Annotated in this window: 23 protein-coding genes and 2 pseudogenes; 19 read left to right on the forward strand and 6 right to left on the reverse strand. The window is 61.2% G+C overall.

Annotated features, from left to right (window positions below):
• Positions 1-397: 397 nt before the first annotated feature.
• A complete protein-coding gene (locus AC0L16_RS20395) occupies positions 398-991 on the reverse strand; it encodes a terminase small subunit (protein ID WP_473622849.1) in 594 nt (197 codons plus the stop codon).
• A gap of 242 nt (positions 992-1,233) precedes the next feature.
• Between AC0L16_RS20395 and AC0L16_RS20400 the strand changes: the two genes are divergently transcribed.
• Positions 1,234-1,716 (forward strand): DUF992 domain-containing protein, encoded by a 483-nt coding sequence (locus tag AC0L16_RS20400; protein WP_473622850.1) that lies wholly within the window; start codon positions 1,234-1,236, stop codon positions 1,714-1,716.
• 473 nt (positions 1,717-2,189) lie between these two features.
• On the opposite strand, the gene AC0L16_RS20405 is transcribed toward AC0L16_RS20400, so the two are convergent.
• Positions 2,190-2,906 (reverse strand): hypothetical protein, encoded by a 717-nt coding sequence (locus AC0L16_RS20405; RefSeq protein WP_473622851.1) that lies wholly within the window; start codon positions 2,904-2,906, stop codon positions 2,190-2,192.
• 349 nt (positions 2,907-3,255) lie between these two features.
• Positions 3,256-4,152: an ATP-dependent DNA ligase gene (locus tag AC0L16_RS20410; RefSeq protein WP_473622853.1), complete on the reverse strand. Its 897-nt coding sequence runs from the start codon at positions 4,150-4,152 to the stop codon at positions 3,256-3,258.
• 71 nt (positions 4,153-4,223) lie between these two features.
• On the opposite strand from AC0L16_RS20410, the gene AC0L16_RS20415 reads away from it, so the two are divergent.
• Positions 4,224-4,412: a DUF3606 domain-containing protein gene (locus AC0L16_RS20415; RefSeq protein WP_473622854.1), complete on the forward strand. Its 189-nt coding sequence runs from the start codon at positions 4,224-4,226 to the stop codon at positions 4,410-4,412.
• Positions 4,413-4,658: 246 nt separating this feature from the next.
• On the opposite strand, the gene AC0L16_RS20420 is transcribed toward AC0L16_RS20415, so the two are convergent.
• Complete coding sequence (locus AC0L16_RS20420) at positions 4,659-4,961, reverse strand: YybH family protein (RefSeq protein WP_473622856.1); 303 nt, start codon at positions 4,959-4,961, stop codon at positions 4,659-4,661.
• A 436-nt stretch (positions 4,962-5,397) separates the two neighbouring features.
• Positions 5,398-6,288 carry a LysR family transcriptional regulator gene (locus AC0L16_RS20425; RefSeq protein WP_473622857.1) on the reverse strand — a complete coding sequence of 297 codons (891 nt, stop codon included), beginning with the start codon at positions 6,286-6,288 and terminating at the stop codon, positions 5,398-5,400.
• Between the two features lie 121 nt (positions 6,289-6,409).
• Between AC0L16_RS20425 and AC0L16_RS20430 the strand changes: the two are divergent.
• From AC0L16_RS20430 to AC0L16_RS20510, 17 genes and pseudogenes are all read left to right on the forward strand, one after another.
• A pseudogene (locus AC0L16_RS20430) lies at positions 6,410-7,136 on the forward strand (SDR family oxidoreductase).
• An 85-nt stretch (positions 7,137-7,221) separates the two neighbouring features.
• Positions 7,222-7,494, forward strand: a complete 273-nt coding sequence (locus AC0L16_RS20435) for an Atu4866 domain-containing protein (RefSeq protein ID WP_473622858.1) — start codon at positions 7,222-7,224, stop codon at positions 7,492-7,494.
• 104 nt (positions 7,495-7,598) lie between these two features.
• Positions 7,599-8,360, forward strand: coding sequence for an NYN domain-containing protein (locus AC0L16_RS20440; protein WP_473622859.1), 762 nt, complete (start codon positions 7,599-7,601; stop codon positions 8,358-8,360).
• A gap of 133 nt (positions 8,361-8,493) precedes the next feature.
• Positions 8,494-8,724, forward strand: a complete 231-nt coding sequence (locus tag AC0L16_RS20445; RefSeq protein ID WP_473622861.1) for a hypothetical protein — start codon at positions 8,494-8,496, stop codon at positions 8,722-8,724.
• 188 nt (positions 8,725-8,912) lie between these two features.
• Positions 8,913-9,146, forward strand: a complete 234-nt coding sequence (locus tag AC0L16_RS20450; protein WP_473622862.1) for a DUF982 domain-containing protein — start codon at positions 8,913-8,915, stop codon at positions 9,144-9,146.
• A 303-nt stretch (positions 9,147-9,449) separates the two neighbouring features.
• Positions 9,450-9,638 carry a DUF3606 domain-containing protein gene (locus AC0L16_RS20455; RefSeq protein ID WP_095496825.1) on the forward strand — a complete coding sequence of 63 codons (189 nt, stop codon included), beginning with the start codon at positions 9,450-9,452 and terminating at the stop codon, positions 9,636-9,638.
• On the forward strand, positions 9,638-9,820 hold the full coding sequence (locus AC0L16_RS20460) for a hypothetical protein (RefSeq protein ID WP_473622863.1): 183 nt from the start codon (positions 9,638-9,640) through the stop codon (positions 9,818-9,820). The genes AC0L16_RS20455 and AC0L16_RS20460 overlap by 1 nt, the downstream gene beginning before the upstream one ends.
• Before the next feature lie 154 nt (positions 9,821-9,974).
• On the forward strand, positions 9,975-11,024 hold the full coding sequence (locus tag AC0L16_RS20465) for a glycosyltransferase family 2 protein (protein WP_473622865.1): 1,050 nt from the start codon (positions 9,975-9,977) through the stop codon (positions 11,022-11,024).
• Positions 11,005-11,706, forward strand: a complete 702-nt coding sequence (locus AC0L16_RS20470) for a class I SAM-dependent methyltransferase (RefSeq protein WP_473622866.1) — start codon at positions 11,005-11,007, stop codon at positions 11,704-11,706. The genes AC0L16_RS20465 and AC0L16_RS20470 overlap by 20 nt, the downstream gene beginning before the upstream one ends.
• A gap of 77 nt (positions 11,707-11,783) precedes the next feature.
• Entirely contained in the window at positions 11,784-13,283 is a 1,500-nt protein-coding gene (locus AC0L16_RS20475) for a hypothetical protein (protein WP_473622868.1), read from the forward strand.
• 400 nt (positions 13,284-13,683) lie between these two features.
• The gene (gene kdpF / locus AC0L16_RS20480; protein ID WP_473622869.1) at positions 13,684-13,773 is read left to right on the forward strand and encodes a K(+)-transporting ATPase subunit F; all 90 of its coding nucleotides are present in this window, start codon (positions 13,684-13,686) and stop codon (positions 13,771-13,773) included.
• Positions 13,774-13,806: 33 nt separating this feature from the next.
• On the forward strand, positions 13,807-15,510 hold the full coding sequence (gene kdpA / locus AC0L16_RS20485) for a potassium-transporting ATPase subunit KdpA (protein WP_473622870.1): 1,704 nt from the start codon (positions 13,807-13,809) through the stop codon (positions 15,508-15,510).
• A 24-nt stretch (positions 15,511-15,534) separates the two neighbouring features.
• Positions 15,535-15,783: a hypothetical protein gene (locus tag AC0L16_RS20490; RefSeq protein WP_473622871.1), complete on the forward strand. Its 249-nt coding sequence runs from the start codon at positions 15,535-15,537 to the stop codon at positions 15,781-15,783.
• Positions 15,780-17,873, forward strand: a complete 2,094-nt coding sequence (kdpB, locus tag AC0L16_RS20495) for a potassium-transporting ATPase subunit KdpB (RefSeq protein ID WP_473622873.1) — start codon at positions 15,780-15,782, stop codon at positions 17,871-17,873. Before AC0L16_RS20490 ends, kdpB begins: the two co-directional genes overlap by 4 nt.
• Positions 17,874-17,885: 12 nt before the next feature.
• Positions 17,886-18,455, forward strand: a complete 570-nt coding sequence (kdpC, locus tag AC0L16_RS20500) for a potassium-transporting ATPase subunit KdpC (RefSeq protein ID WP_473622874.1) — start codon at positions 17,886-17,888, stop codon at positions 18,453-18,455.
• Positions 18,456-18,524: 69 nt separating this feature from the next.
• Entirely contained in the window at positions 18,525-21,242 is a 2,718-nt protein-coding gene (locus AC0L16_RS20505; RefSeq protein ID WP_473622876.1) for a DUF4118 domain-containing protein, read from the forward strand.
• 10 nt (positions 21,243-21,252) lie between these two features.
• The gene (locus AC0L16_RS20510; protein ID WP_473622877.1) at positions 21,253-21,945 is read left to right on the forward strand and encodes a response regulator transcription factor; all 693 of its coding nucleotides are present in this window, start codon (positions 21,253-21,255) and stop codon (positions 21,943-21,945) included.
• Positions 21,946-21,976: 31 nt separating this feature from the next.
• Here the strand turns inward: AC0L16_RS20510 and AC0L16_RS20515 are convergent.
• A pseudogene (locus AC0L16_RS20515) lies at positions 21,977-22,303 on the reverse strand (IS5/IS1182 family transposase); the annotation flags it as partial.
• Positions 22,304-22,395 lie beyond the last annotated feature (92 nt).

The raw sequence follows: 22,395 nt of genomic DNA on the forward strand, positions 1-22,395 counted from the left end.
CACGGACTCTGACGCCGCTGGTTGAAGCGACGCATTGGAGTTCCAAACCTCGCGTCAGCCGGGTTCGGCGGTCGCAAGGCGCAACATGGTCGCCAAACGCCGCGAAGCTGCAAACACAATCGGCAAAGGTTATAGTGAGAGCGAAGTGGTGGCTCAGATGTCCTCAGCCGATTCTGTCGCGGCGAAATTGTTGTGGGCAACATTGATGTTCGATCGGGCGTCGTTGCTGGCGCTCGAGCGCTTTAGCAGGCCGGCGGGTGGAGGCAAGGGGTGGCGGCGATCAAGCCCCCGGTGCGCTGAGTGTGCATTCCAGAGACGGCGAAAATGCGCTGGGTGCGCACCGGCATGGTGCGCATCAAGGTGCCATGCGACGGGCTTCGGAAGTGGCGTAGATCGTCTATGCAAAGCCAGACTGAGCGCAGCGGCGCTGTCGGTGATGAGTTTCGTTGCCATACAAAACTGGGTTTCGAAGCGCTATTTTCCCGGCCAACCGCATCCGTTTCCGCCCGTTGCACCCGGCCCAGTTGTTAACGCGCTTAGGCGGCCTCCCTAGTTCGCGCGCTTCGGCGCGAACTTGGCCTGCCACTCGTCCAAGGTCATCCCCTTGAACTCGCCCCGGCTCACGCATCGGGCGGCGTAGCGTCGAGGTGACTTCGGCTTTATCAACTATCAGCCCGAGCAGCTTTGCCTTTCCAAGCACAGCACTGACGCCAGCAGCCGGATTTTTGGTGGCGAGCGCCAGCTTGAACATAATGCTGAGGTCGGCAACCAGATCGTTGACCGTGATCTCCGACCGCCTTGCAGCCTCAGCCTGAAGCTCGGCAATGCCGGCGGCCACCTTAGGCAACCTGACCATCTTCGAGGCCTCCACCTCAGCAGCATTGCCGCGCGCCCGGTAGCCAGCCTCGATATAGGCTCGAGATTGGGGGAGGCCCTCGGCGAGGCCAAGGCAGAAACGCTCCTGCCTTATGTTCAGTTTGGCGTTGGGCATGGTGGTGTCAGGATACCGCAGTGACCTTCCTGACCACACAGAAAGTAAACTCAATCAGGCGGCCGCCGCCATTGGCCGAGATCCATGCGGTGATGCCCTCGGGCGAGACGCCAGCTGCCCCAATTGCCAGAGGCCAACAGGTTCCGGAACAAAGTGCCGGGTAATCTTCTTTTGTGTAGTATGCTGAAGGCAGCGCACACGCCTCCAGTGAAGTCTCGACCACCTCACAAGGAGCAACCACAATGCGTAAATGTCTCGCAGCCATCACTCTTGTCGCGATCGCCGCGTCCATTGTGCCCAGCGCGGCTCAAGAGGCCAACACGACGTTCGGTGTGCTCGACTGCGTTGTCGCAGCTGGCACTCGCTACATCATCGGCTCGAAAAAAGCTCTGACATGCACCTTCACGTCGGCCAACCCGAAGGTCGCACGCGAAACATACATAGGTGTCATCACGAAGTTGGGTCTGGATGTCGGCCCGACACCGAAGGCAGTGCTGCGGTGGCGGGTGCTTGCGCCAACTGGTAACGTCTATGCGCCCGGCGTGCTGGCCGGCAACTACAACGGCGTCGGCGCAGAAGCGACGGTCGTCGTGGGTGCCGGTGCCAATCTTCTGGTTGGAGGATCCAACAGGACCTATACGTTGCAGCCACTCAGTGTCCAGGCGCAGACTGGCCTGAACGTTGCAGCCGGCGTGATCAGTTTCCAACTTCGCGCCGCCAAATAGGGTATTACCCCTCGGCGACAATGGGCGTGGGCACGGCATGTTGATAAGGCGGCGAGGCGCTACGTCGTTCTTGCGCGGCGGTCAGGACTTCCAGTCGCCGTTTGGATTTGGTGCCGGAGCCTCGCGCACGTCGCGTGGCGGCGGATCCACATGTTCAGGCTCCGGCGACGCTTCCTTGTCGGGACGACGGACAGGTGTCTTCTTCGGGGCGGGCTTCGGTGGCGGGTCTTTGATTTTGTTTGGCATATCCAGTTAACCGGATCGCCAAGCTCTGGTTCCGGTGTGCCCATCAAAAGGCCCCGCCACCGTGAGGCAGCGGGCAACGGGCAACGGGTGGAATGCGGGAACAGAAGAAGACAAAAAGGCGCACTGTCAATTAAAAAACCTTCGAGTCCCGGCGGCGGCTGAAAGGAAAGTCGGGCACGGCTCTCAGCTGCTTCAGCCGCGAAGGGAGCAAGGTCGTTCGAGGAAGCTTACCTAAGAAAATCCGGCAACGTTATCTTGTGTCCGTTCCGGTCGAATTCCGAGGTAAAGCTGTAGGACCTGGAGGACTCGAAGCTGACCTTGTCGTAGAGGCCGGGCTTGTTGGAATAATCCTGCAGCTCTTTAAACAGGATTTTCTGCTCGAAAGGCCAAGCCAAACCATCGGCCGCGCTAAGCACCTCGCCGCAACCGACCTCGATGTCGACGACAGTCTTTCGTGATTGGACGTCCCCCAGAAAATGAAGCTGTTTATGACGGTCGGCGCGTTTGGTGTGCCCGTAGCTGTTCAGCTTAAATACCTCCACAAGATACTTGACTTCTTCACCGACAATCTTCCTATTCTTTTGATAATATATCTTGGTTTGCCTTACCCGCTGGATCAAATATTCCCTCTTGCACTGCGGCGCCGAGATTGAATTGTAGAATATCAGGTAGTGTACTGCTTTGTTGGGCCCAGATTCTTTCCGAAATCCTTTCGCATAGTGATCATCCAGGAATTGGTCTATCTCGATGCCAGCTTTCGCTGCGATCTCCTTTTCCTCACGGTACACCTTGTTTTTGCTGTAGGTTTTCGGATCGTCCAAGGCTCCCGACTGCCTGGTGTCGCCTTCCATCCCTCGGCGCAATGTGACCTGCTCCAGGATGATCTCCGATGCCGATAAAGGTACCGAAAACAGCACAATGCCCAGAAACAACAGATACTTCATACTTCACGCACCTCAGGGATAGCATGAGCCACGGCAGCTAGTTGAACCGGGGCATTGCGGCCAATTCGCGGCCTGGTTGCCGCCCAGCCGGGCATGTCCGCGGCGGGCTCAATCGTCGCATAATTCAGATCGCGGTGGGACGCCCATTGCTGAGCGCCCCCGCACAGATCGGACGAGCCCAATTAAGGCATACGGCTCCTACCTCGGGCAATTGACGGCGCTGGTGCGGCCAGGGATGAAGGATGCGCGGTTTGGGCAGCCAGTCGTTGGCGTGAACCACTCCAGAGGTCACGACGTCCTTCCGGCTGCGGCGCCGAAGCGCCCGTCGCTCAAAGGGACGGACAAAGCGCTAGCTCTCGTCACCGAAACCCAGCAGCGACGCATTGCGTATGTGGCTGTGGTCGCCGCGAAGATGCTTGATGCGCAGCTTCACCCCGGGCCTGAGCCATTGTGTCCCCGGCCGTTTCTTCACGCCCTCTGGCGGCGGCCCGGCGTGCTCCCGAACCCGCTTGAACAGCCGCTCCTTCATGCCGCGGCCCAGGCTGATCAGGGCGTAACCGACATATTTCCCGGTGCCGGGCTGTGCCAAAAGGGCGAAGGCTGCCTCGCCGGGCTGGCGCTCGACGCCCAACAGTTCGAATTCATCGACCGTGAAGCTCTTGGTCGTCAGCCAGTCCGAGGTCAGGCCGCTGCGATATCTGCTGTCGGCGCGCTTCGAGACAATGCCCTCAAGCTTGACCTCCTCGACGAGGTGGAAGAGCGACTGCGCGTCACCAGGCAGGGCCTCGCTGAACCGAATCCGGCTGTGCGGCTTGATGATCCCACAGAGAGTTTCGCGGCGCGCCTTGCAGCCGATGTCGCGCAGATCATGGCCGTTGAGGTGCAGAATGTCGAATGCGCAGAGATACATGCCGTAGGGATTGTTGTGGACGGCGTTCTGGAGCGCGTTGAAGTCGGGCATACCGGCCTTGTCGGTGACGACCGCCTCGCCGTCGATGATGGCATTCTTGACCTCAAGCTCACCCGCGGCTTCCACGATCCCCAGATATTGACGCGTCCTGTCCTTGCCGGTTTCGGTATAGACGCGGATATCCTCGGGGCCGTTGATAATGATCTGGGCGCGGTAGCCATCCAGCTTGATCTCATGAATCCAGTTGTCACCCTCGGGCGGCATGGCCACCAGCCTGGGCTCCATCGGGGGTATGAACTCTAGCCGGCCGGCGCCGGCCTCTGCCCGCCTACGCATGGAACCCAGTCTAGGTCAGCTGCGTATATTAGCCATAGTGAATATGATAAAATTCTAAAAGGACGTGCGATATGGCAGACGACAAAAGCAAACGCGACTTTCGCGACCGCAACAAGATATCGGCGGACGATGATTATGAAGTGAACTATTTCGCTCTGCAGAACAACATCACGCCGGAGCAGGTGCGCGAGCTGATCCGCAAGCACGGCAACGATCGGGCAACCCTGACCGCTGCCGCGAAGGGATTGCCGGCACAATGATGACCAAACTCTCAGACCTGGGGCCGCCGATCACCGGCTGGTCATTTGCTATTTCCGTACGATAGGCAGAAAAGCCCGCGCCCCGGTGGTGGGGAAGAGGACGCGGGCTGATCGGAGGGACGAGCCGATCTCGCAGCATGTCTGCACAGGAAATAATGCCGAACTTCTACCTACGCCTTTGTTCCAACGCAAAAAAACCCGCCGCGCCGTTCGCCAAGCCGGTCAATGAGGCCTGGATTTCAATCCCTATTGGGCCGCACCTAAATTCCAGATGTCCCGATGCAGGCGCCATGTCCCGTCGTCGCCCTTTTTCCAGACGACGATGTACTTGCCCGCAAGGGTGGAGAGGGCGCCGTCTTTGCTCGGCACATCGAGCGTAAAGGCGCCAACTTCGTAGGCGAGGTTCGCGCTCTCTTCCACTTCCAGCGCCTTCAGGGTGAGATTTTTCATCCCGCCTTTGATCGCGCCCTGCCAGAATTCTTCCACGCCCTTGCGGCCATCGACGCGCTTGCCGTCCGGCGGCAGCAAGGCAGCGTCCTCGGTATACAATTGACCACCGCCGCCGCGTTTCCGCTGTTGAAGGCGTCCGTGAATTTCGGCAGCGCCGCTTCGATGTCCCCGCGAGCCGACTGGGCGGCCGCAGACAATGCAGACGAAAGAAGCAGCACAGCAGCAAATGCGAATGACTTAACCGGTCTCACCTCGTCCTCCTTTTGCGTGATCGGGCCGTTTAGCGTGGAACCGCAGGTATTCCCGGGAAGTCATGTCCTCCCAAGCCGTTGCGGGCGGCCCGGCAGCCTGTTGGGGGTGACCGGCTGGCCGCCGGGCCTAACCGGCTTGCGCCGGCTGACGGAAACATGCGCTCACACTAATATAATTGCAATATCGAGATGCCGGTGCGCACAGCGGAGTTTGACGATCTCCCGTCCGAAGCGGATGATGGGGCCGGAAAGCGATTTCGGTTCGATCGTCCGCGTGAAAAACGCTAGCCAGGACGCCGCAGGTGTTCGACAAGGGCGCGAAGCTTCGGCGCGACGTTGCGACGGCTCGGATAATACAGGTAGAAGCCGGCAAAGCGCGGGCAATAGTCGATGAGAACCGGCACCAGTTCGCCCCGATCGATCCACGGGCGAAAGCTTTCCTCCATGCCGAAAGTGATGCCGGCGCCGGCAATGGCCAGTTTTATCATCAACGCCATGTCATTGGTCGTGATCTCCGGCGCCACCGCGACGCTGAACTCCTTGCCGTCCTCCGCGAATTCCCAGCGATAGGGCGCGACTTTCGGTGCGCGGCGCCAGCCAATGCAGCGATGGCCCACGAGTTCCTTCGGATGCGAAGGCTCCCCAAACCGATCGCGATAGGCCGGCGCGCAGACGGCCAGTTGCCGCTCGTCACCGGCGACAGACACCGCGATCATGTCCTGCTCGATCACCTCGCCGAGCCTGACGCCGGCATCGTATCCCTCGGCGACGATATCGAATTCCTCGTCCGTCACCGTGATGTCGATCTGAACCTCGCGATTGGCTTCGGCAAACGTCGCCAGGAACGGCCCTGAAAGAAAGCGCTCGGCGATCGACGAGACGGCGAGCCGCAACTGCCCGCGCGGACGCCCGCGCAGGTCCCCGGCGCTCTCCATTGCGGCGCGCATGTCGGCAATGGCGGGCGCTATCTCGGCGTAGAGGCGTTCGCCAGCCTCGATAAGGCCGACGCTTCGCGTCGTGCGCTGGACGAGCGCGATACCGAGCGTCTCTTCCAGCCGCTTCATCGTCTGGCTCACCGCCGAGCGGGTGACGCCCATTCGGTCCGCAGCTGCGCGAAAGCTCCGCTCTTCGGCGACGAGGGCGAAGACGGCAAGCGCATTGAGATCCGGCTGCATTGGTTAGCTGTGCTTTCGACGCTGTGAGCAAATGGTCGTCTTATCGCAACAGTGAAACAGATCCATCTTCGTGGCAACCGCTGCATGGCGGTTCGCAAGATCAAGCAGACGGAGACGAAACATGTCCCTTAGCAAAGTCGTGCTCATCACCGGGGCTTCGAGCGGCATTGGCGCCGCCATCGGCCGGGAGCTCGGTGCCGCCGGAGCAAAGCTCATGCTGGGTGGGCGCCGCACCGATCGGCTGGACACGCTCGCAGAAGAGATCAGGGCAAAGGGCGGGGAGGCAATGACACGGCGCCTGGACGTGACCGACCGCGCCGATGTCGCCGCCTTTGCCGAAGCGGCGCGCCAGGCCTGGGGGCGCGTCGACGTGATCGTCAACAATGCCGGCGTCATGCCGCTGTCGCTGATGGCCTCAATGAAGGTCGATGAATGGGACCGAATGGTCGACGTCAACATCAAGGGCGTGCTCTACGGCATCGCTGCGGTTCTGCCGGAAATGACCGCCCGAGGCTCCGGCCATGTCGTCAACATCGCCTCCATCGGCGCGCTTTCGGTATCGCCGACAGCCGCGGTCTATTGCGCAAGCAAATACGCGGTCCGCGCCATCTCCGATGGCTTGCGGCAGGAGCACGACGACATCCGCGTCACCTGCATTCCATCCCGGCGTGGTCGAGAGCGAGCTCGCCGACACGATCACCGATCCGGTCGCGGTGGAAGCGATGAAGACCTATCGCGCCATTGCGCTGCAGCCCGACGCGATCGGCCGTGCCGTGCGCTTCGCCATCGAACAGCCGGACGATGTGGACGTGAACGAGATCGTCATCCGGCCGACAGCCAGCAAGTAGTCCCATCAAACAGATTTCCATACTTGCCGCTGCCGTGCTTGTTGCCGGCGCGGCTGGCTTATCCGCACAGAAAGGTCTCGCCCAGATGAATATCGCGCGAAATTCCGTTACCCGACCTTCGGCAAGCCACTCCTATGTCGGGATGTGGGTCACGGCGGATGGCCATATCCGCCACAACTTGCTTCCAAATGGTCGCTATGACGAAGCGCGCGGGAACCGTGAGAGCGCATACCAGGGGCGTTATGAGATCACGGGAAATCACATCGACTACTGGGACGACACCGGCTTTACCGCTGACGGAACGTTCATTGACGGTGTGCTGCACCACGCCGGCATGATCTTGTATCGGGAGAAGTAGATGACGTCCGTATCTCGATGACGACACCAGTCGCATCTCGATAAAAAGGTTTCGGCGCCGCTGCACCGTATGTAGTCTGCTGCAAAGCAAAACAGGGGCTCACCTTGCCAACCGAACCACGTTCTCCACGGCTTGCAGTGCTGATCGACGCGGACAATACCTCGGCCAAGATTGCCGACGGCTTGTTCGAGGAGATCGCAAAGATCGGCGAGGCAAGCGTTCGTCGCATCTACGGCGATTTCTCCAGCACCCGCTCAAAGGCATGGGCCGATGTGCTGTCGAAGCATGCGATCATCCCGCAGCAGCAATTCGCCTACACCACCGGCAAGAACGCATCCGACATCACGCTCGTCATCGACGCCATGGACCTTCTCCACAGCGGGCGGTTCGAAGGCTTCTGCCTGGTGTCGTCCGACAGCGACTTCACCCGCCTTGCCGCTCGCATTAGGGAGCACGGCATCGACGTCTATGGATTTGGCGAGCAGAAGACGCCGGAGAGTTTCCGGCAGGCATGCCGCCGCTTCGTCTACACCGAGAACCTGCTTCCGACTGCGTCAGCCAACGCGCAGGATGCGGCGCCGACGAAATCCTTGCAGCCGCCCAGCTCCGCGACGCCGATCATCACCAAGGTCATTTCACAGATGGGAACCGAGGACGGCTGGGTGCCGCTCGGCATTGTCGGCAATCAGCTCGCCAATCTGGCATCGGACTTCGATCCCAGGACCTTCGGCTTTCGCAAGCTGAGCGATCTCGTGCGCAAGACCAATGCGTTTGAGATCGATCATCCCGAGGGCGGAGCGATGCGCATAAGGCTCAAGCCAGCTGCGAAGAGCCGAGAGAAATCGAAGTCGGCAGCATCGCGCTGAGCCCTGCAAAAAGCTAAATATCCCAGTCCAATTGGTGTCCGATTGGCGTCTGGTCGGACCACAATTTCGCTGGCGAAAAACCGCCATTCGGCGTATCATTTTGGTGGCAGAGAGTTCATGGTGGAGGATGCCAATGAACGTCGTTTCGAGAACGCCTGTCGTCAACTTGCCGGCCCATGAACTTGTTTCATCTGCGCTTTCAAAATTCCGCGCCGGCGACACCATATCGACCAGAGCTGCAATAGATGCCATCCGCCGGGCAGGCCCGGCTTGTGCGGACAGCGACGACCAGCTGGTCGAGCTTATCGTCATGACCGCAATTGGTAGGACCATGGGGGTCGTGTTCGACCATCGCTGCCGCTAATGCGCATCGCCCGCAATTGGCTTGCGCACTGTCAAAAATGAGACCGGCGACGTAAGCCACTCAGTAACCATGAATTGTGATTGGGATGGCTCGCGCCGTTCGCTATCGCAACGAATAACCTCGCTGCGCCGTTGCTGTCCTTGGAGTCAAGGAGTGGCGGCAATGCGTGATGAACAATTCGACGTCCGGTGACGATCGAGAGCGAACGGACCGGACGCCCGCTTTCTGTGACGAGGACGGTCCAGGCGGCCTCGCTTCTCGTCGACAAATGGCCAAACGAAAAGCGCGGGCCGAAATATCGCGCCGCCTTGAAAGCCATGATGGATGCGATGGAGCAGCGGCGGGCAGTTGGCAGTGCGCGGCGGGCATTCACGGCCGCCGCCAAGGAAGCCCATGTGTTTGTGCGCGAAGGCCAGCATTAAAGCGCGTCACGTCTGAAGAACTCGATGCGCGCCTTTAGTTCTTGTTTTTAGGGCATGTCGTTGCCCAAAACCGCTGCGCGCCTTTGGCCGACATGTATCAAGGAACCTCACGAAATCTCCGCCGTTATGCTCCAGGTCCAAGAGACTGTTTCGAAGTCGCTCCGGCGAGTCATATGGTGGTGGTTTCGAGAACCGGAGCGCAGCGGACGTTCGGGTCCGTGAGCACCGGAAGCGCAGAAAACGCCATCAGATGGCCGCCGGAGTAGACTTTCCAAACAGTCTCTAAGCGAGGAGAGAACTGCCATGCCTGACGACAAGACCAAAACCGACAACCGCGATCGCTCACAAGTAGCCGGCGACGAGGACTATGAGGTGAGGCATCTCGCCGAGGAAGCCGGCATTACTCCCGAACAGGCACGCACCTTGATCAAGCGCCACGGCACCGATCGCAAGGTGCTGCACAAAATCGCCGAGAGCATAAAGGCGTCGTGATGGCTGACAAACGAACCGCAACGGCCGATCGGAAGAAACGCGAACCGGACGACAAGGAGGCCCTGCGCCTGGCCGAGACCACCGACGTTTCGCCCAACCAGGCGAAGGATCTGATGCGCAAGCACGGCAAGGACAGCGCCAAGGTCGAGAAGGAAGCGAGGAACTTCAAGGCCGAAGGCTGAGCAGCCGCCGAAGGCTGAGCAGCCGATTTGGCGGAGCGTCCGCCCTCGACGCCCCGCATCGCTTCGCAGGCTTCGCCTGGTTGCGTTGTGTGCGGCTTATCAATTTTCTAAGAAATTCGGCCTATTCCCATTTCTAACCATGGGAGCTGGGCTTTTGGCGCATACAGAGAAAATCGCTGCGCGACGCGCGGTCGCGCTGTCGGTTGTCGTGCCGTGCTACAATGAAATCGGTGGGGTCGCCGAACTCTACCGGCGCGTCACCGCCGTTTGCCGTGAACAAGCGGAGCATTCCTACGAGATCGTGCTGGTCATCGACGGAGCCACCGACGGCACCCGCGAGGTCATCTTCGAACTTGCCAAACAGGACAGCCACATCGTCGGCATAGACCTCGCCCGAAATTATGGCCACCAGATTGCGCTCAGCGCCGGCCTGGAGTTTTGCCGCGGCCAGCGCATTCTCATTCTCGATGCCGACCTCCAGGACCCGCCGGAACTGCTCAGAGCCATGATGGCAAAGATGGATGAGGGGTTCGACGTCGTCTATGGCCAGCGGCTGAAACGGCAGGGCGAAGGCTGGTTCAAGCGCGCAACCGCCGCATTGTTCTACCGTCTGCTGCGCAAGATGGTCGACGTCGACATGGCAATCGATTCCGGGGACTTTCGCCTGATGAACCGGCGCGCGCTCGATCATCTCAATGCGATGCCGGAGCGTTACCGCTTCATTCGCGGCATGGTGAGCTGGATCGGCCTGAAGCAGGTGGCCTTTGCCTATGAGCGGCACCAGCGCTTCGCAGGCACCACGCATTACCCGTTGAAGAAGATGGTGCTTCTGGCGATGGATGCGATGACGAGCTTCTCCATCGTGCCGCTGCGGTTCGCCTCGCATCTCGGCATGATCTTCGGCTTTCTCGGTCTTGCTGCGCTGGGCTACACGCTGTTCTCATGGATTGCCGGCAGCGTGTTGCCCGGCTGGACCAGCCTGGCTGCAATCGTCCTGATCCTCGGCAGCGTCCAGCTTCTGGTCCTTGGGATTTTCGGGGAGTATCTCGGGCGCATGTATATGGAGACCAAGCGGCGGCCGCTCTACCTCATAAACGAGATCACTGCCCACGATCCTGCCGCCGGAAAACTGCCCGTCCATCGCCTTCAGGAAATGGCCAAGGAACTGACGAAGGGAGCCGCGCGTGCTTCAGGCCGAGTTTGACCAGTTCGCGCTGGAATATCAGCAGCAGCATGCCGCAAGTATCAGGCTGAGCGGCGAAACCCCGGATTTCTTCGCGCAGTACAAGATCGACGACGTCGCAGCAAGGCTGGCTCGCTCCAATATCAAGCCGCGGCGGATACTCGACTTCGGCGCTGGCGTCGGCAATTCGCTGGGGCCCATGCGCGCCGCATTTCCCGACAGCGAAATCACCTTGCTCGATCCCTCCTCGCAGTCGCTCGACATCGCCCGCAAGCGCTTTCCCGGCCAGGCCGATTTCCGACATTTCGACGGCGAAACGATCCCCTATGACGACGCGAGTTTCGATCTCGCCTTCGCCGCCTGCGTGTTCCATCACATCCCCGAAAACCTCCATGTCGGCCTGATCAAGGAGATCGAGAGAGTGCTGACCGGCGGTGGCAGCTTCTTTTTGTTCGAGCACAATCCCTGGAATCCGCTGACGACGCACGCGGTGCGAAACTGCGCTTTCGACGAGAACGCACTCCTGATCAACAGCCGCGACGTGCGCAAGCGAATGGCTGCGGCCGGCTTCTCCAAATTCGACGTCGTTTACCGGATCTTTTTCCCACGCGTGCTCGCAAGATTGCGACCTTTGGAGCGATTCCTGACCAGGATGCCAATGGGGGCCCAATATTTCGTGCATGCGATCAAGCCTGCCGTTTGAGCGGACGCCCGGCCCTCGGATGAGCGACAAGCTGAAACCGCCAATCGATCTGCCGCAGAGCGGCCTGGAGCTATGATATGAACGGGATTCAGGCGACCGTAGCGACCGTTGCGACCGCGTCGTCGCTCAACGACGCGCAGCGGGCCAGAGTGATGCTCTGCCTGCTCGTCGCGCCTCTCGTGGCCTTCGCGCTTTCCGCCCACACCCAGGCCATCCTGCAGGACCCCGACAGTTGGTGGCAGGTCAAGGTCGGCCTCGATCTGCTGGCAAATCGTACGTTCCCGGTTGTCGACAGCTATTCTCATACTTTCGCCGGACACCCGTGGATCGCCAAGGAATGGCTTGGACAGGTTCTCCTTGCGCTCGCCTACACGGCAGGCGGCTGGAACGGCGTGGCGGTGCTGATCATCTCAACCATCGCCCTGACGGGCACGCTGCTGTCATGGTGTCTCAGCACCTGGTTGAGACCGATGGCGGCAGTGGGACTGGCCTTGTTCGCGGCGGCCATGATCGCCCCGATCTACACCGCGCGTCCGCACATCTTCACCTTCCCCATCATCGTGATCTGGACCGCCATGCTTTTCCGCGCAGCGCGCGATGAGCAGGCACCGCCTCTATGGCTGCTTGCCCTGCTTGTCCTGTGGGCCAATCTCCACGCGACCTTTACCATCGGCTTCGTCATCGCGGCTTTCGCCGGCCTCGATGTTCTTGTGCGAACCCGCCTGTCCAACCCCGTACTCCTTGGCAAATGGGTTGCCTTCGGGCTGCTCTGCCCGGTGGTCAGCTTGATCAATCCCTATGGCATGAAGGCCATCCTTGCCACTTTCACCGTAGCCTATGGCAATGAAGCGGTTCCCTTGATTATCGAGTGGAAACCGTTCGACGCCTCGGATCAACGGTTCCAGGAACTGGGTATCCTACTGTTCGTTTTCGCGCTGCTTGTATCGAAACTTCGCATCGGCTGGGCGAAGGCGCTGTTCATCGTCTTTGCCTTGCATATCTATCTCACCCATCTGCGCTTCATGTACCTGTTCTTTCTGCTGGTGCCGATCGTGCTTGCGGCCGAGATTGCGGAGCAATATCCAGCGCTTTCCCTGGCGAAATGGATGTCCGACAGGCGCGACGGGTTGGAACGGTTTTTCGCGGAGCGATTTTACCGGATCTGCGGCGTGGCAGGCGTTTTGCTGCTGGCTACAACCGCAATGCTCACGAGCGCCTATCCGGTCGCGCCGAGCCAGAAGACTTCGGCCAAGGATGCGCTTGCATTCGTCGAAAGCCATCATCTGTCAGGCAATGTCCTGAATTCCTACAACTTCGGCGGCAGCTTGATTTTCCATGGCATCAAGACATTCATCGACGGCCGGACAGATCAGCTCTTTCTCAACGGCTTTACGAAGACAGATGCCGAGACAGGGCGCAGCAGCGGAAAGCCTGTCCTCGAAGCCCAGCTCGAGAAGCATGCGATAGGCTGGGCCTTGCTGACGCCGGATGACAGCCGGATTCCATTCTTCGATGAACTGGGCTGGAAGCGGGCGTATGCGGACGACTACGCCGTGATCTATACGCGCGATCATTGATTTTCGGCGGCTTCGCGCCGGCGCACGGCTTGTCTTTTAATGCCGTGCGCTGAGATCGTGACGGCAAAATCCCTATAGGATTTTTTAATGCCGTGCGCTGAGATCGTGACGGCAAAATCCCTATAGGATTTTTATTTTTTTCCTCTTTGCCCCGGCTCGAACCTTTATGGGGTTTTGATCCATATTCTGTCGGGAAGGACATATCTTGGTCGCCATCACCAGCGCGACCGAGTGTCTTCACATGACTTCAACCCTGCCGGCTGCAGGCAAGGCAGTGCAAAACGAAAATAAGGAGAAAGTCCGATGGACATCATCGTTCTCGGAATAGGGTTTTTATTTTTCGCCCTGTTTTTCGCCTTCATCAAAGCCTGCGACAGTCTTTAGGCGGAAGGATCACAACATGCTTGTCGATTACATCCTCGGTGGCGCTGCGACCTTGTTCCTTCTCGCCTACCTGACATACGCCCTCGTTCGCCCAGAGCGTTTCTAACGGCAACTGGCGAAGGCACGGAAAGCTATTTCAATGACTTTCAACGGATGGATACAGATCCTCGTCTATTGCGGGATCGTCATTTTGCTGGTGAAGCCGCTCGGCGGCTACATGGTTCGCGTTTTCAGCGGCGACCGCACATTCCTCACGCCGATTTTGGCTCCTGTCGAGCGGAGCCTTTATCGCATCTCGGGGACCAGCGAGCGTGAGGAGCAGCACTGGACCACCTATGCGGCGGCCTTGCTGTTCTTCAACCTGGCCGGATTCCTGGTGCTTTACTTCCTGCAGCGGCTGCAAGGCAGCCTGCCTTACAATCCGGCCGGCATGAGCGGCCTCGAACCCGGTCTCGCCTTCAACACCGCCGCCAGCTTCATGACCAACACCAACTGGCAGAACTACGGCGGCGAAAGCACGATGTCCTATTTCGTGCAGATGGCCGGCCTCACCGTGCAGAACTTCCTGTCCGCGGCGACCGGCATCGCCATCGCAATCGCGCTGATCCGCGGCTTCACCAAGGCTTCCGGCAAATCGATCGGCAATTTCTGGGTCGATATGACCCGCTGCACCCTTTACCTGCTGTTGCCGCTCTGCATCGTGCTGACGCTGGTCTATGTCTATCTCGGCATACCGCAAACGCTCAGCGCCTATATCGACGCCACAACCCTGGAGGGCGCGCGGCAGACGATCGCGGTCGGGCCAGCAGCCTCGCAGATCGCCATCAAGATGCTCGGCACCAATGGCGGCGGCTTCTTCAACGCAAATGCCGCACATCCTTTCGAAAATCCCGATGCGATCTCGAACCTGATCCAGATGGTTTCGATCTTCGCCATCGGGGCGGCGCTGACCAACGTCTTCGGCCGCATGAACGGCGACCAGCGCCAGGGTTGGGCGATCTTGACTGCGATGGGCGTCCTGTTCATCGCCGGCGTCGCCGTCTGCTACTGGGCGGAAGCATCAGGCAATCCGCTGGTGCATGCGCTGGGCATCGATGGCGGCAACATGGAAGGCAAGGAAACGCGCTTCGGCATCGCTTTGTCGGCGCTGTTTGCGGTGATCACCACCGCCGCGTCCTGCGGCGCCGTCAACGCCATGCATGACAGCTTCACAGCGCTTGGCGGCATGATCCCGATCATCAACATGCAACTCGGCGAGGTCATTGTCGGCGGTGCCGGCGCCGGTCTCTACGGCATCCTGATGTACATCGTGATCGCCGTCTTCGTCGCCGGACTGATGGTCGGACGCACGCCCGAATATCTCGGCAAGAAGATCGAGGCCAAGGAGGTCAAGATGTCGATGCTCGCCATTCTCTGCCTGCCGCTGGCGATGCTGATCTTCACCGCCATCGCGGTGGTGCTGCCGACCGGCGTCGCTTCGATGGCCAATGCCGGCCCGCACGGCTTCTCCGAGGTTCTCTATGCCTACACCTCGGCTGCCGCCAACAACGGCTCGGCCTTTGGCGGCCTGACCGGTAACAAGCCCTGGTACAACATCACGCTCGGCATCGGCATGCTGATGGGCCGCTTCCTGGTCATCATCCCGGCTCTGGCGATCGCCGGTTCGCTGGTCGCCAAGAAGACGGTGCCCGCCTCCGCCGGCACCTTCCCGACCGACGGGCCGCTGTTCGTCGGGCTGCTGGTCGGCGTCATTCTGATCGTCGGCGGCCTCACCTTCTTCCCGGCGCTGGCGGTCGGACCGATCGTCGAGCACCTGGCTGGCATCCACGGGCAGACCTTCTGAACCGTCCCACCTTGGATCAAAATTATGTCCTGGCTCGAAACCATACGTCGCAAGATTCGGCATCGTGACGATCGGAAAGGGGCAACCCCGCCGCCTTTACCGACCCCGCCGCCTTTACCGACCCAGCCGCCTTTCCCGACCTTGTCCACGTTCTTCGGCATTGCCGCGGTCATGATCGTGATCTGGCTGCTGGCCTCCGGGCTTCCGCATCTGCTTTCGGCATCCGATCGATCGGCGCCAACCAACAACATCGATACTGGAGCCACCAAATGAGCCAGTCCAAATCCGCTGTCATCGTGGATGCCCGCATCCTGCTGCCCGCCATCGACGGCGCCTTCAGGAAACTGAACCCGCGCACCTTGATGCGCAATCCGGTGATGTTCGTCGTCGCCGTCGTCTCGGCGCTCACGACAGTCCTGTTCGTCAAGGATCTCGTCACTGGTGGCGGCGATCTCGGCTTCTCGCTGCAGATCATCATCTGGCTGTGGTTCACCGTGCTTTTCGCCAACTTCGCCGAAGCGGTCGCCGAAGGCCGAGGCAAGGCGCAGGCCGATTCGCTGCGCAAGGCTCGCACCGAGACCCAGGCCAAGCTGTTGAGCGGCGACGACCGCAGCAATTTCAAGCTGGTGCCCGGCACCAGCCTGAAGGTCGGCGACGTGGCGCTCGTCGAGGCCGGCGACATCATTCCATCGGACGGCGAGGTGATCGAAGGCGTCGCTTCGGTCAACGAGGCGGCGATCACCGGCGAATCCGCTCCGGTGATCCGTGAATCCGGCGGCGACCGTTCGGCGGTGACCGGCGGCACGCAGGTTCTGTCTGACTGGATCCGCGTTCGCATCACCGCGGCCTCCGGCCACACCTTCCTCGACCGCATGATCTCGCTGGTCGAAGGCGCTGCGCGCCAGAAGACGCCCAACGAAATCGCGCTCAACATCCTGCTCGTCGGCATGACGCTGATCTTCGTGCTGGCGACGGCAACGATCCCGAGTTTCGCCGCCTATTCGGGCGGCACCATTTCGGTGACCGTCCTCGTCGCCCTGTTCGTCACCTTGATCCCGACGACCATCGGCGCGCTGCTTTCGGCCATCGGCATCGCCGGCATGGATCGCCTGGTGCGGTTCAACGTGCTGGCGATGTCGGGCCGCGCCGTCGAGGCGGCCGGTGACGTCGACACGCTGCTGCTCGACAAGACCGGCACGATCACGCTCGGCAATCGCCAGGCGACGGCATTCCGCCCGGTCAAGGGCGTCACCGAGCAGGAGTTGGCCGACGCGGCGCAGTTGGCCTCGCTTGCCGATGAAACGCCGGAAGGCCGCTCGATCGTCGTGCTGGCGAAGGAGAAATACGCCATCCGTGCCCGCGACATGGCGACACTGCATGCCGCTTTCGTGCCCTTCACCGCGCAAACCCGCATGAGCGGCGTCGACCTCGATGGCTCTTCGATTCGCAAGGGCGCGGTCGATTCGGTGCTCGCGTTCGTCAATCGGTCGACCGTCGCCACCCATGGCACGCGCCCCGGCAGCGACACCGTCCGCGACCTCCAGGCGATCGCCGACGATGTCGCCAAATCCGGCGGCACGCCGCTTGCGGTCGAGCGCGACGGACGCCTGCTCGGCGTCGTCCACCTCAAGGATATCGTCAAGGGCGGCATCAGGGAACGCTTCGCCGAACTGCGCAAGATGGGCATCCGCACGGTGATGATCACCGGCGACAACCCGATGACGGCGGCGGCGATCGCGGCGGAGGCCGGCGTCGACGATTTCCTTGCCCAGGCGACGCCCGAGGACAAGCTGAAGCTCATCCGCGACGAACAGGCCAAGGGCAAGCTCGTCGCCATGTGCGGCGACGGCACCAATGATGCGCCTGCCCTTGCGCAGGCCGATGTCGGCGTTGCCATGAACACCGGCACGGTCGCCGCACGCGAGGCCGGCAATATGGTCGACCTCGACAGCGATCCGACCAAGCTGATCGAGATCGTGGAAATCGGCAAGGCGCTGCTGATGACGCGCGGCTCGCTGACAACCTTCTCCATCGCCAACGACGTGGCCAAGTATTTTGCCATCATCCCGGCCCTATTCGCCGTCTTCTACATCGCGCCCGGGCAGACGTCAGGTCCGCTGCAGGCGCTTAACATCATGCATCTGGCGACGCCGCAGAGCGCCATTCTCTCGGCCATCATCTTCAACGCGCTGATCATCGTCGCGCTGATCCCGCTGTCGCTGAGGGGCGTCAGATATCGCGCCATCGGCGCGGCCGCGCTGCTCAGCCGCAACCTTCTTGTCTACGGCCTCGGCGGCATCATTGTCCCCTTCGTCGGCATCAAGGCGATCGACATGGCCATCACCGCGCTTGGCCTCGCATAAGGAATCAAGCCCATGCTCAAGCAAATCAGACCCGCGATCACCATGATCGTTTTCTTCACCATCCTTACCGGCCTGATCTATCCGATCGGCATGACCGGCATCGCCCAGGCCTTGTTCCCGCGCCAGGCCAATGGCAGCCTGATCGAGAGGGACGGCAGGGTCGTCGGCTCCGAACTGATCGGCCAGGCTTTTGCCAGCGAGCGCTATTTCCATGGTCGGCCGTCGGCTGCCGGCGACGGCTACGACGCCGCCGCTTCGAGCGGCTCGAATCTCGGGCCGACCAACGCCAAGCTGATCGACCGCGTCAAGAGCGATGCCGACAGGCTGAAAGCGGAAAATCCGAACCAGCCGGTGCCGATCGATCTGGTCACGACTTCAGGCAGCGGCCTCGATCCGCATATCAGCCCCGAGGCCGCCTATTTCCAGGTCGCCAGGGTGGCCAGGGCCAGGCGCGTCGATGAAGCCAGGGTCAAGTCGCTTGTCGACAGCCATGTGGAGGACCGTGAGCTCGGCTTCATGGGAGAGCCTGTGGTCAATGTGCTGGCGCTTAACCTGGCGCTGGACGAGACCACCAGGCAATGAATGGTGGGAAGCAATGAGTGGTCGGCTGGGGATCGACACCATCCCCGGCGCCATTCATGATCGATTGTGATGCCGGACGACAGAAGCAACGAAACCCGACCCTCACCCGACGCCCTGCTTGACCGTGCGGAGCGGGAGGCGCGCGGTCGTCTGCGGATTTTTCTGGGTGCAGCACCCGGTGTCGGCAAGACCTATGAAATGCTGATGTCGGGCCGTGCAAGACTGGCCGACGGAGTGGACGTGGTGATCGGCGTCGTCGAGACGCACGGCCGCAAGGAAACCCAGGTGCTGGTCGACGGCTATGAGGTGATTCCCCGTCGTCGGGTCGAGTACAAGGGGCGCATCCTCGAGGAAATGGACCTCGATGCCATCCTTGCCCGGCGGCCGGCGCTGGTCCTCGTCGACGAGCTTGCCCATACCAACGCGCCGGGCAGCCGCCATCCCAAGCGCTATCTCGACGTTCAGGAAATCCTGACGCACGGCATCGACGTCTACACCACGCTCAACATCCAGCATGTCGAAAGCCTGAACGATGTCGTAGCGCAGATCACGCGCGTCAGGGTGCGCGAGACGGTTCCAGACTCCATCATCGACCAGGCCGACGACATCGAGATCATCGATCTCACGCCCGACGACCTGATCAAGCGGCTCGAGGAAGGCAAGGTCTATATCCCCAGCACCGCCCGGCGCGCGATCGAGAATTATTTCTCGCCGGGCAATCTGACGGCGCTCAGGGAACTGGCGCTGCGCCGCACCGCTCAGCGCGTCGACGAACAGTTGCTGACCCACATGCAGGCCCACGCCATACCCGGGCCCTGGGCGGCGGGGGAAAGGGTTCTCGTCTGCGTCGATGCGCGTCCGGGCGGGGCGGCCCGCGTCCGCTATGCGCGGAGATTGGCCGACCGGCTCCGCGCCCCCTGGACGGCGCTTCATGTCGATACCCCTCGTTCAGCCGCCACGTCCGAGGAGGACAAGGATCGGCTCGCGACGCTGCTGCGCCTTGCCGAGCAACTCGGCGCCGAGGTGACGACCATTCCAGGCCAGAACGTCGCGCAGGACATCGTTCGCCATGCGACCGCCAACAACTTCACCCATATCGTGATCGGCAGGCCGACCCGATCGCGCTGGCGGGAATTGATCGAAGGCTCGCTGACTTATGATCTCATCCGCAATGCCGGCGACATCAGCGTCCATGTCATTTCGGGAAACGAACGCAACGCCGAGGCGACGTCACGGACCGTCAAGGTGGCGGACGAGCAGTCGCAATTCGAGATCTGGCCCTATCTCAAGGCCACGGCCTATGTTGCTGGCTCGCTCGCCTTCGCCATCCTTCTCCACCAGTTTCTCGACGTCCGCAATCTGGCGATCATCTTTCTCATCGGAGTTCTGACGTCGGCGGTGACCGGCGGTCTCTGGCCGGCTTTGTATGCCTGCCTCATCAGCGCCATTGCCTTCAACTTTTTCTTCCTGGAACCACGCTACACGCTGACGATCCAGGACCCGGAGAGCATCGTGGCGCTGGCTGCCTTCCTGGTTGTTGCGGTCATTGCCAGCAATCTGACAGCGCGGGTGCAGCGACAGGCGGTCGCTGCCCGGGCGCGGGCACGCGCCACGGAAGATATCTATCTTTTCTCGAAGAAGCTCGCCGGCGCCGGCACGCTTGACGACGTGCTCTGGGCGACTGCCTTCCAGATAGCCTCGATGCTGAAGTTGCGTGTGGTGCTGCTGCTGCCGGAAAACGGCACGATCACCGTCAAGGCCGGTTACCCACCCGACGACACGCTGGCCGAGGCCGACATCGCGGCCGCCCGTTGGGCATGGGAGCACGATCGCCCCGCGGGCCGCGGCGCCGACACACTTCCCGGAGCAAGACGCCTGTATCTGCCGTTGCGGACCGGTCGCACCGCCGTCGGCGTGGTCGGCCTCGACAACGACAAGCAAGGCCCGTTGCTGACCCCTGAACAGAAGCGCCTGCTCGACGCGCTCGCCGATCAAGCGGCAGTCGCCATCGAGCGCATCCAGCTTGTTGCCGACGTCGACCGGGCCAAGCTCGAGGCCGAGGCGGACCGCCTGCGCTCGGCGCTGCTGACCTCGATTTCCCACGACCTGAAAACGCCGCTTGCCGCCATCATGGGCGCCGCCGGCACATTGCGGGAATTTGCGCCGGAGCTTCCCGAAACGGACCGGGCGGACCTGCTGTCGACCGTGCTCGACGAATCAGAACGGCTGAACCGCTTCATCGCCAATCTGCTTGACATGACCAAGATCGAATCCGGTGCGATGGAGCCGAACTACGCGTTCCACTATGTCGGCGATATCATCGGCACCGCCTTGCATCGAGCCAGAAAAATCATCGGCGAACACAAGACCGAAATGGACATTCCCACGGATCTGCCGATGCTGAGGCTCGACCCCGTCCTGTTCGAGCAGGCGCTGTTCAATCTCCTCGACAATGCCGCTAAATTTGCCCCGCCAGCTTCGACGATCCGCCTGCAGGGCTGGGCCGACAATGGTTCCGTCATCCTGCAGATCATGGACGAGGGGCCGGGCATTCCGCCAGCGGATCTGGAGCGCATTTTCGACACGTTCCACCGGGTGCGCAAGGGCGATCAGGTCCGCGCCGGCACCGGGCTCGGGCTCTCGATCTGCCGTGGCTTCATCGAGGCAATGGGCGGGACGATTTCGGCGGCCAACAGGACCGACCGCCCTGGCGCGGTTTTTACCATCAGGATGCCGGTAGCGGCAGACCAACATTTGGGCGACCCCGAAATGGATGACCGGCCATGACGAACCTGCCATGACGAACCTGGACGTCAGGATATTGGTCGTCGATGACGAACCGCCGATCCGCAAGCTGCTTCGCGTCGGCCTTGGCAGCCAGGGCTATGCGATAAGCGAGGCGCCAAACGCCAGGACGGCGATCGAACTGATGGAGACGGAGAAGCCGGACCTGATCCTGCTCGATCTCGGCCTGCCCGGCATGGGCGGACACGAATTGCTGCGCAAATGGCGGGACGACGGCCTGGATGTTCCCGTCGTCATCCTTTCCAGCCGCACCGACGAGGCCGGCATCGTCTCGGCGCTTGATCTCGGCGCCGACGACTATATCACCAAGCCGTTCGGCATGAACGAACTTGTCGCGCGCATCCGCGTGGCGCTCCGCCACAAGTTCCAGCAGCAAGGCGAGAAGCCGGTCTTCCACACCGGCGATCTCACGGTCGATCTGGTGAAGCGCATCGTCATGATCGAGGGCAGGGAGATAAAGCTCTCGCCGAAGGAGTACGACATCCTGCGCATCCTCGTGCAGCACGCCGGCAAGGTTCTCACCCACCAGTTTCTTTTGAAGCAGGTCTGGGGCGATTCGACCGACGTGCAGTATCTCAGGGTCTATGTGCGGCAGCTCAGGCAAAAGATCGAGAAAACGCCCGACCAGCCGCGTTACATCACCACCGAAACCGGCGTAGGATACCGCCTGCGCGAAGTTGACTGAAGCGAGGGCCGCGGGCGAGCCCGTCTAACCCCACTGCGGGGCGCGCGTCTACCATCAGCCGCCTGTTGCGGCTGATCCAGCGCTCCACAACCAGGCGTCCCGGTTGCACGGCGAAGCCGACTTGATCAGCTTTTCGTTTAACGATCTTGACAGCGATCGAGATGACTTCGGCGGACACGCAGTCCCTGATGTCCAGGATCGGCGAACAACCTTCGGTCAATGGTCGACGCGAGGCGTTCGGGACCGACCGGGCGCCCTCCCGATCTGATGCTGGCGGCATCCGGATAAAGGACGAGAGCCCGACTTCTTGCCGGCGCCATAGCCGCGGCCCGCCACTCTCGCAGGTCCTCAGGGCCTGACGCGCACTTCGCGCGTCGCGCGAACGCGCACAATTGAATGTCACACTTACTGGTTGCAGTACAATATGAAATTTTGCGTTATCGAGTCCCC

The sequence above is a fragment of the Mesorhizobium sp. WSM4848 genome, from assembly GCF_055811375.1.

Coding starts and splice junctions, on each gene's coding strand:
- AC0L16_RS20395 (WP_473622849.1), bottom strand. CDS start 991: ATGCCCAACGCCAAACTGAACATAAGGCAGGAGCGTTTCTGCCTTGGC.
- AC0L16_RS20400 (WP_473622850.1), top strand. CDS start 1,234: ATGCGTAAATGTCTCGCAGCCATCACTCTTGTCGCGATCGCCGCGTCC.
- AC0L16_RS20405 (WP_473622851.1), bottom strand. CDS start 2,906: ATGAAGTATCTGTTGTTTCTGGGCATTGTGCTGTTTTCGGTACCTTTA.
- AC0L16_RS20410 (WP_473622853.1), bottom strand. CDS start 4,152: ATGCGTAGGCGGGCAGAGGCCGGCGCCGGCCGGCTAGAGTTCATACCC.
- AC0L16_RS20415 (WP_473622854.1), top strand. CDS start 4,224: ATGGCAGACGACAAAAGCAAACGCGACTTTCGCGACCGCAACAAGATA.
- AC0L16_RS20425 (WP_473622857.1), bottom strand. CDS start 6,288: ATGCAGCCGGATCTCAATGCGCTTGCCGTCTTCGCCCTCGTCGCCGAA.
- AC0L16_RS20435 (WP_473622858.1), top strand. CDS start 7,222: ATGAATATCGCGCGAAATTCCGTTACCCGACCTTCGGCAAGCCACTCC.
- AC0L16_RS20445 (WP_473622861.1), top strand. CDS start 8,494: ATGAACGTCGTTTCGAGAACGCCTGTCGTCAACTTGCCGGCCCATGAA.
- AC0L16_RS20455 (WP_095496825.1), top strand. CDS start 9,450: ATGCCTGACGACAAGACCAAAACCGACAACCGCGATCGCTCACAAGTA.
- AC0L16_RS20460 (WP_473622863.1), top strand. CDS start 9,638: ATGGCTGACAAACGAACCGCAACGGCCGATCGGAAGAAACGCGAACCG.
- AC0L16_RS20475 (WP_473622868.1), top strand. CDS start 11,784: ATGAACGGGATTCAGGCGACCGTAGCGACCGTTGCGACCGCGTCGTCG.
- kdpF (WP_473622869.1), top strand. CDS start 13,684: ATGCTTGTCGATTACATCCTCGGTGGCGCTGCGACCTTGTTCCTTCTC.
- kdpA (WP_473622870.1), top strand. CDS start 13,807: ATGACTTTCAACGGATGGATACAGATCCTCGTCTATTGCGGGATCGTC.
- AC0L16_RS20490 (WP_473622871.1), top strand. CDS start 15,535: ATGTCCTGGCTCGAAACCATACGTCGCAAGATTCGGCATCGTGACGAT.
- kdpB (WP_473622873.1), top strand. CDS start 15,780: ATGAGCCAGTCCAAATCCGCTGTCATCGTGGATGCCCGCATCCTGCTG.
- kdpC (WP_473622874.1), top strand. CDS start 17,886: ATGCTCAAGCAAATCAGACCCGCGATCACCATGATCGTTTTCTTCACC.
- AC0L16_RS20505 (WP_473622876.1), top strand. CDS start 18,525: ATGCCGGACGACAGAAGCAACGAAACCCGACCCTCACCCGACGCCCTG.
- AC0L16_RS20510 (WP_473622877.1), top strand. CDS start 21,253: ATGACGAACCTGGACGTCAGGATATTGGTCGTCGATGACGAACCGCCG.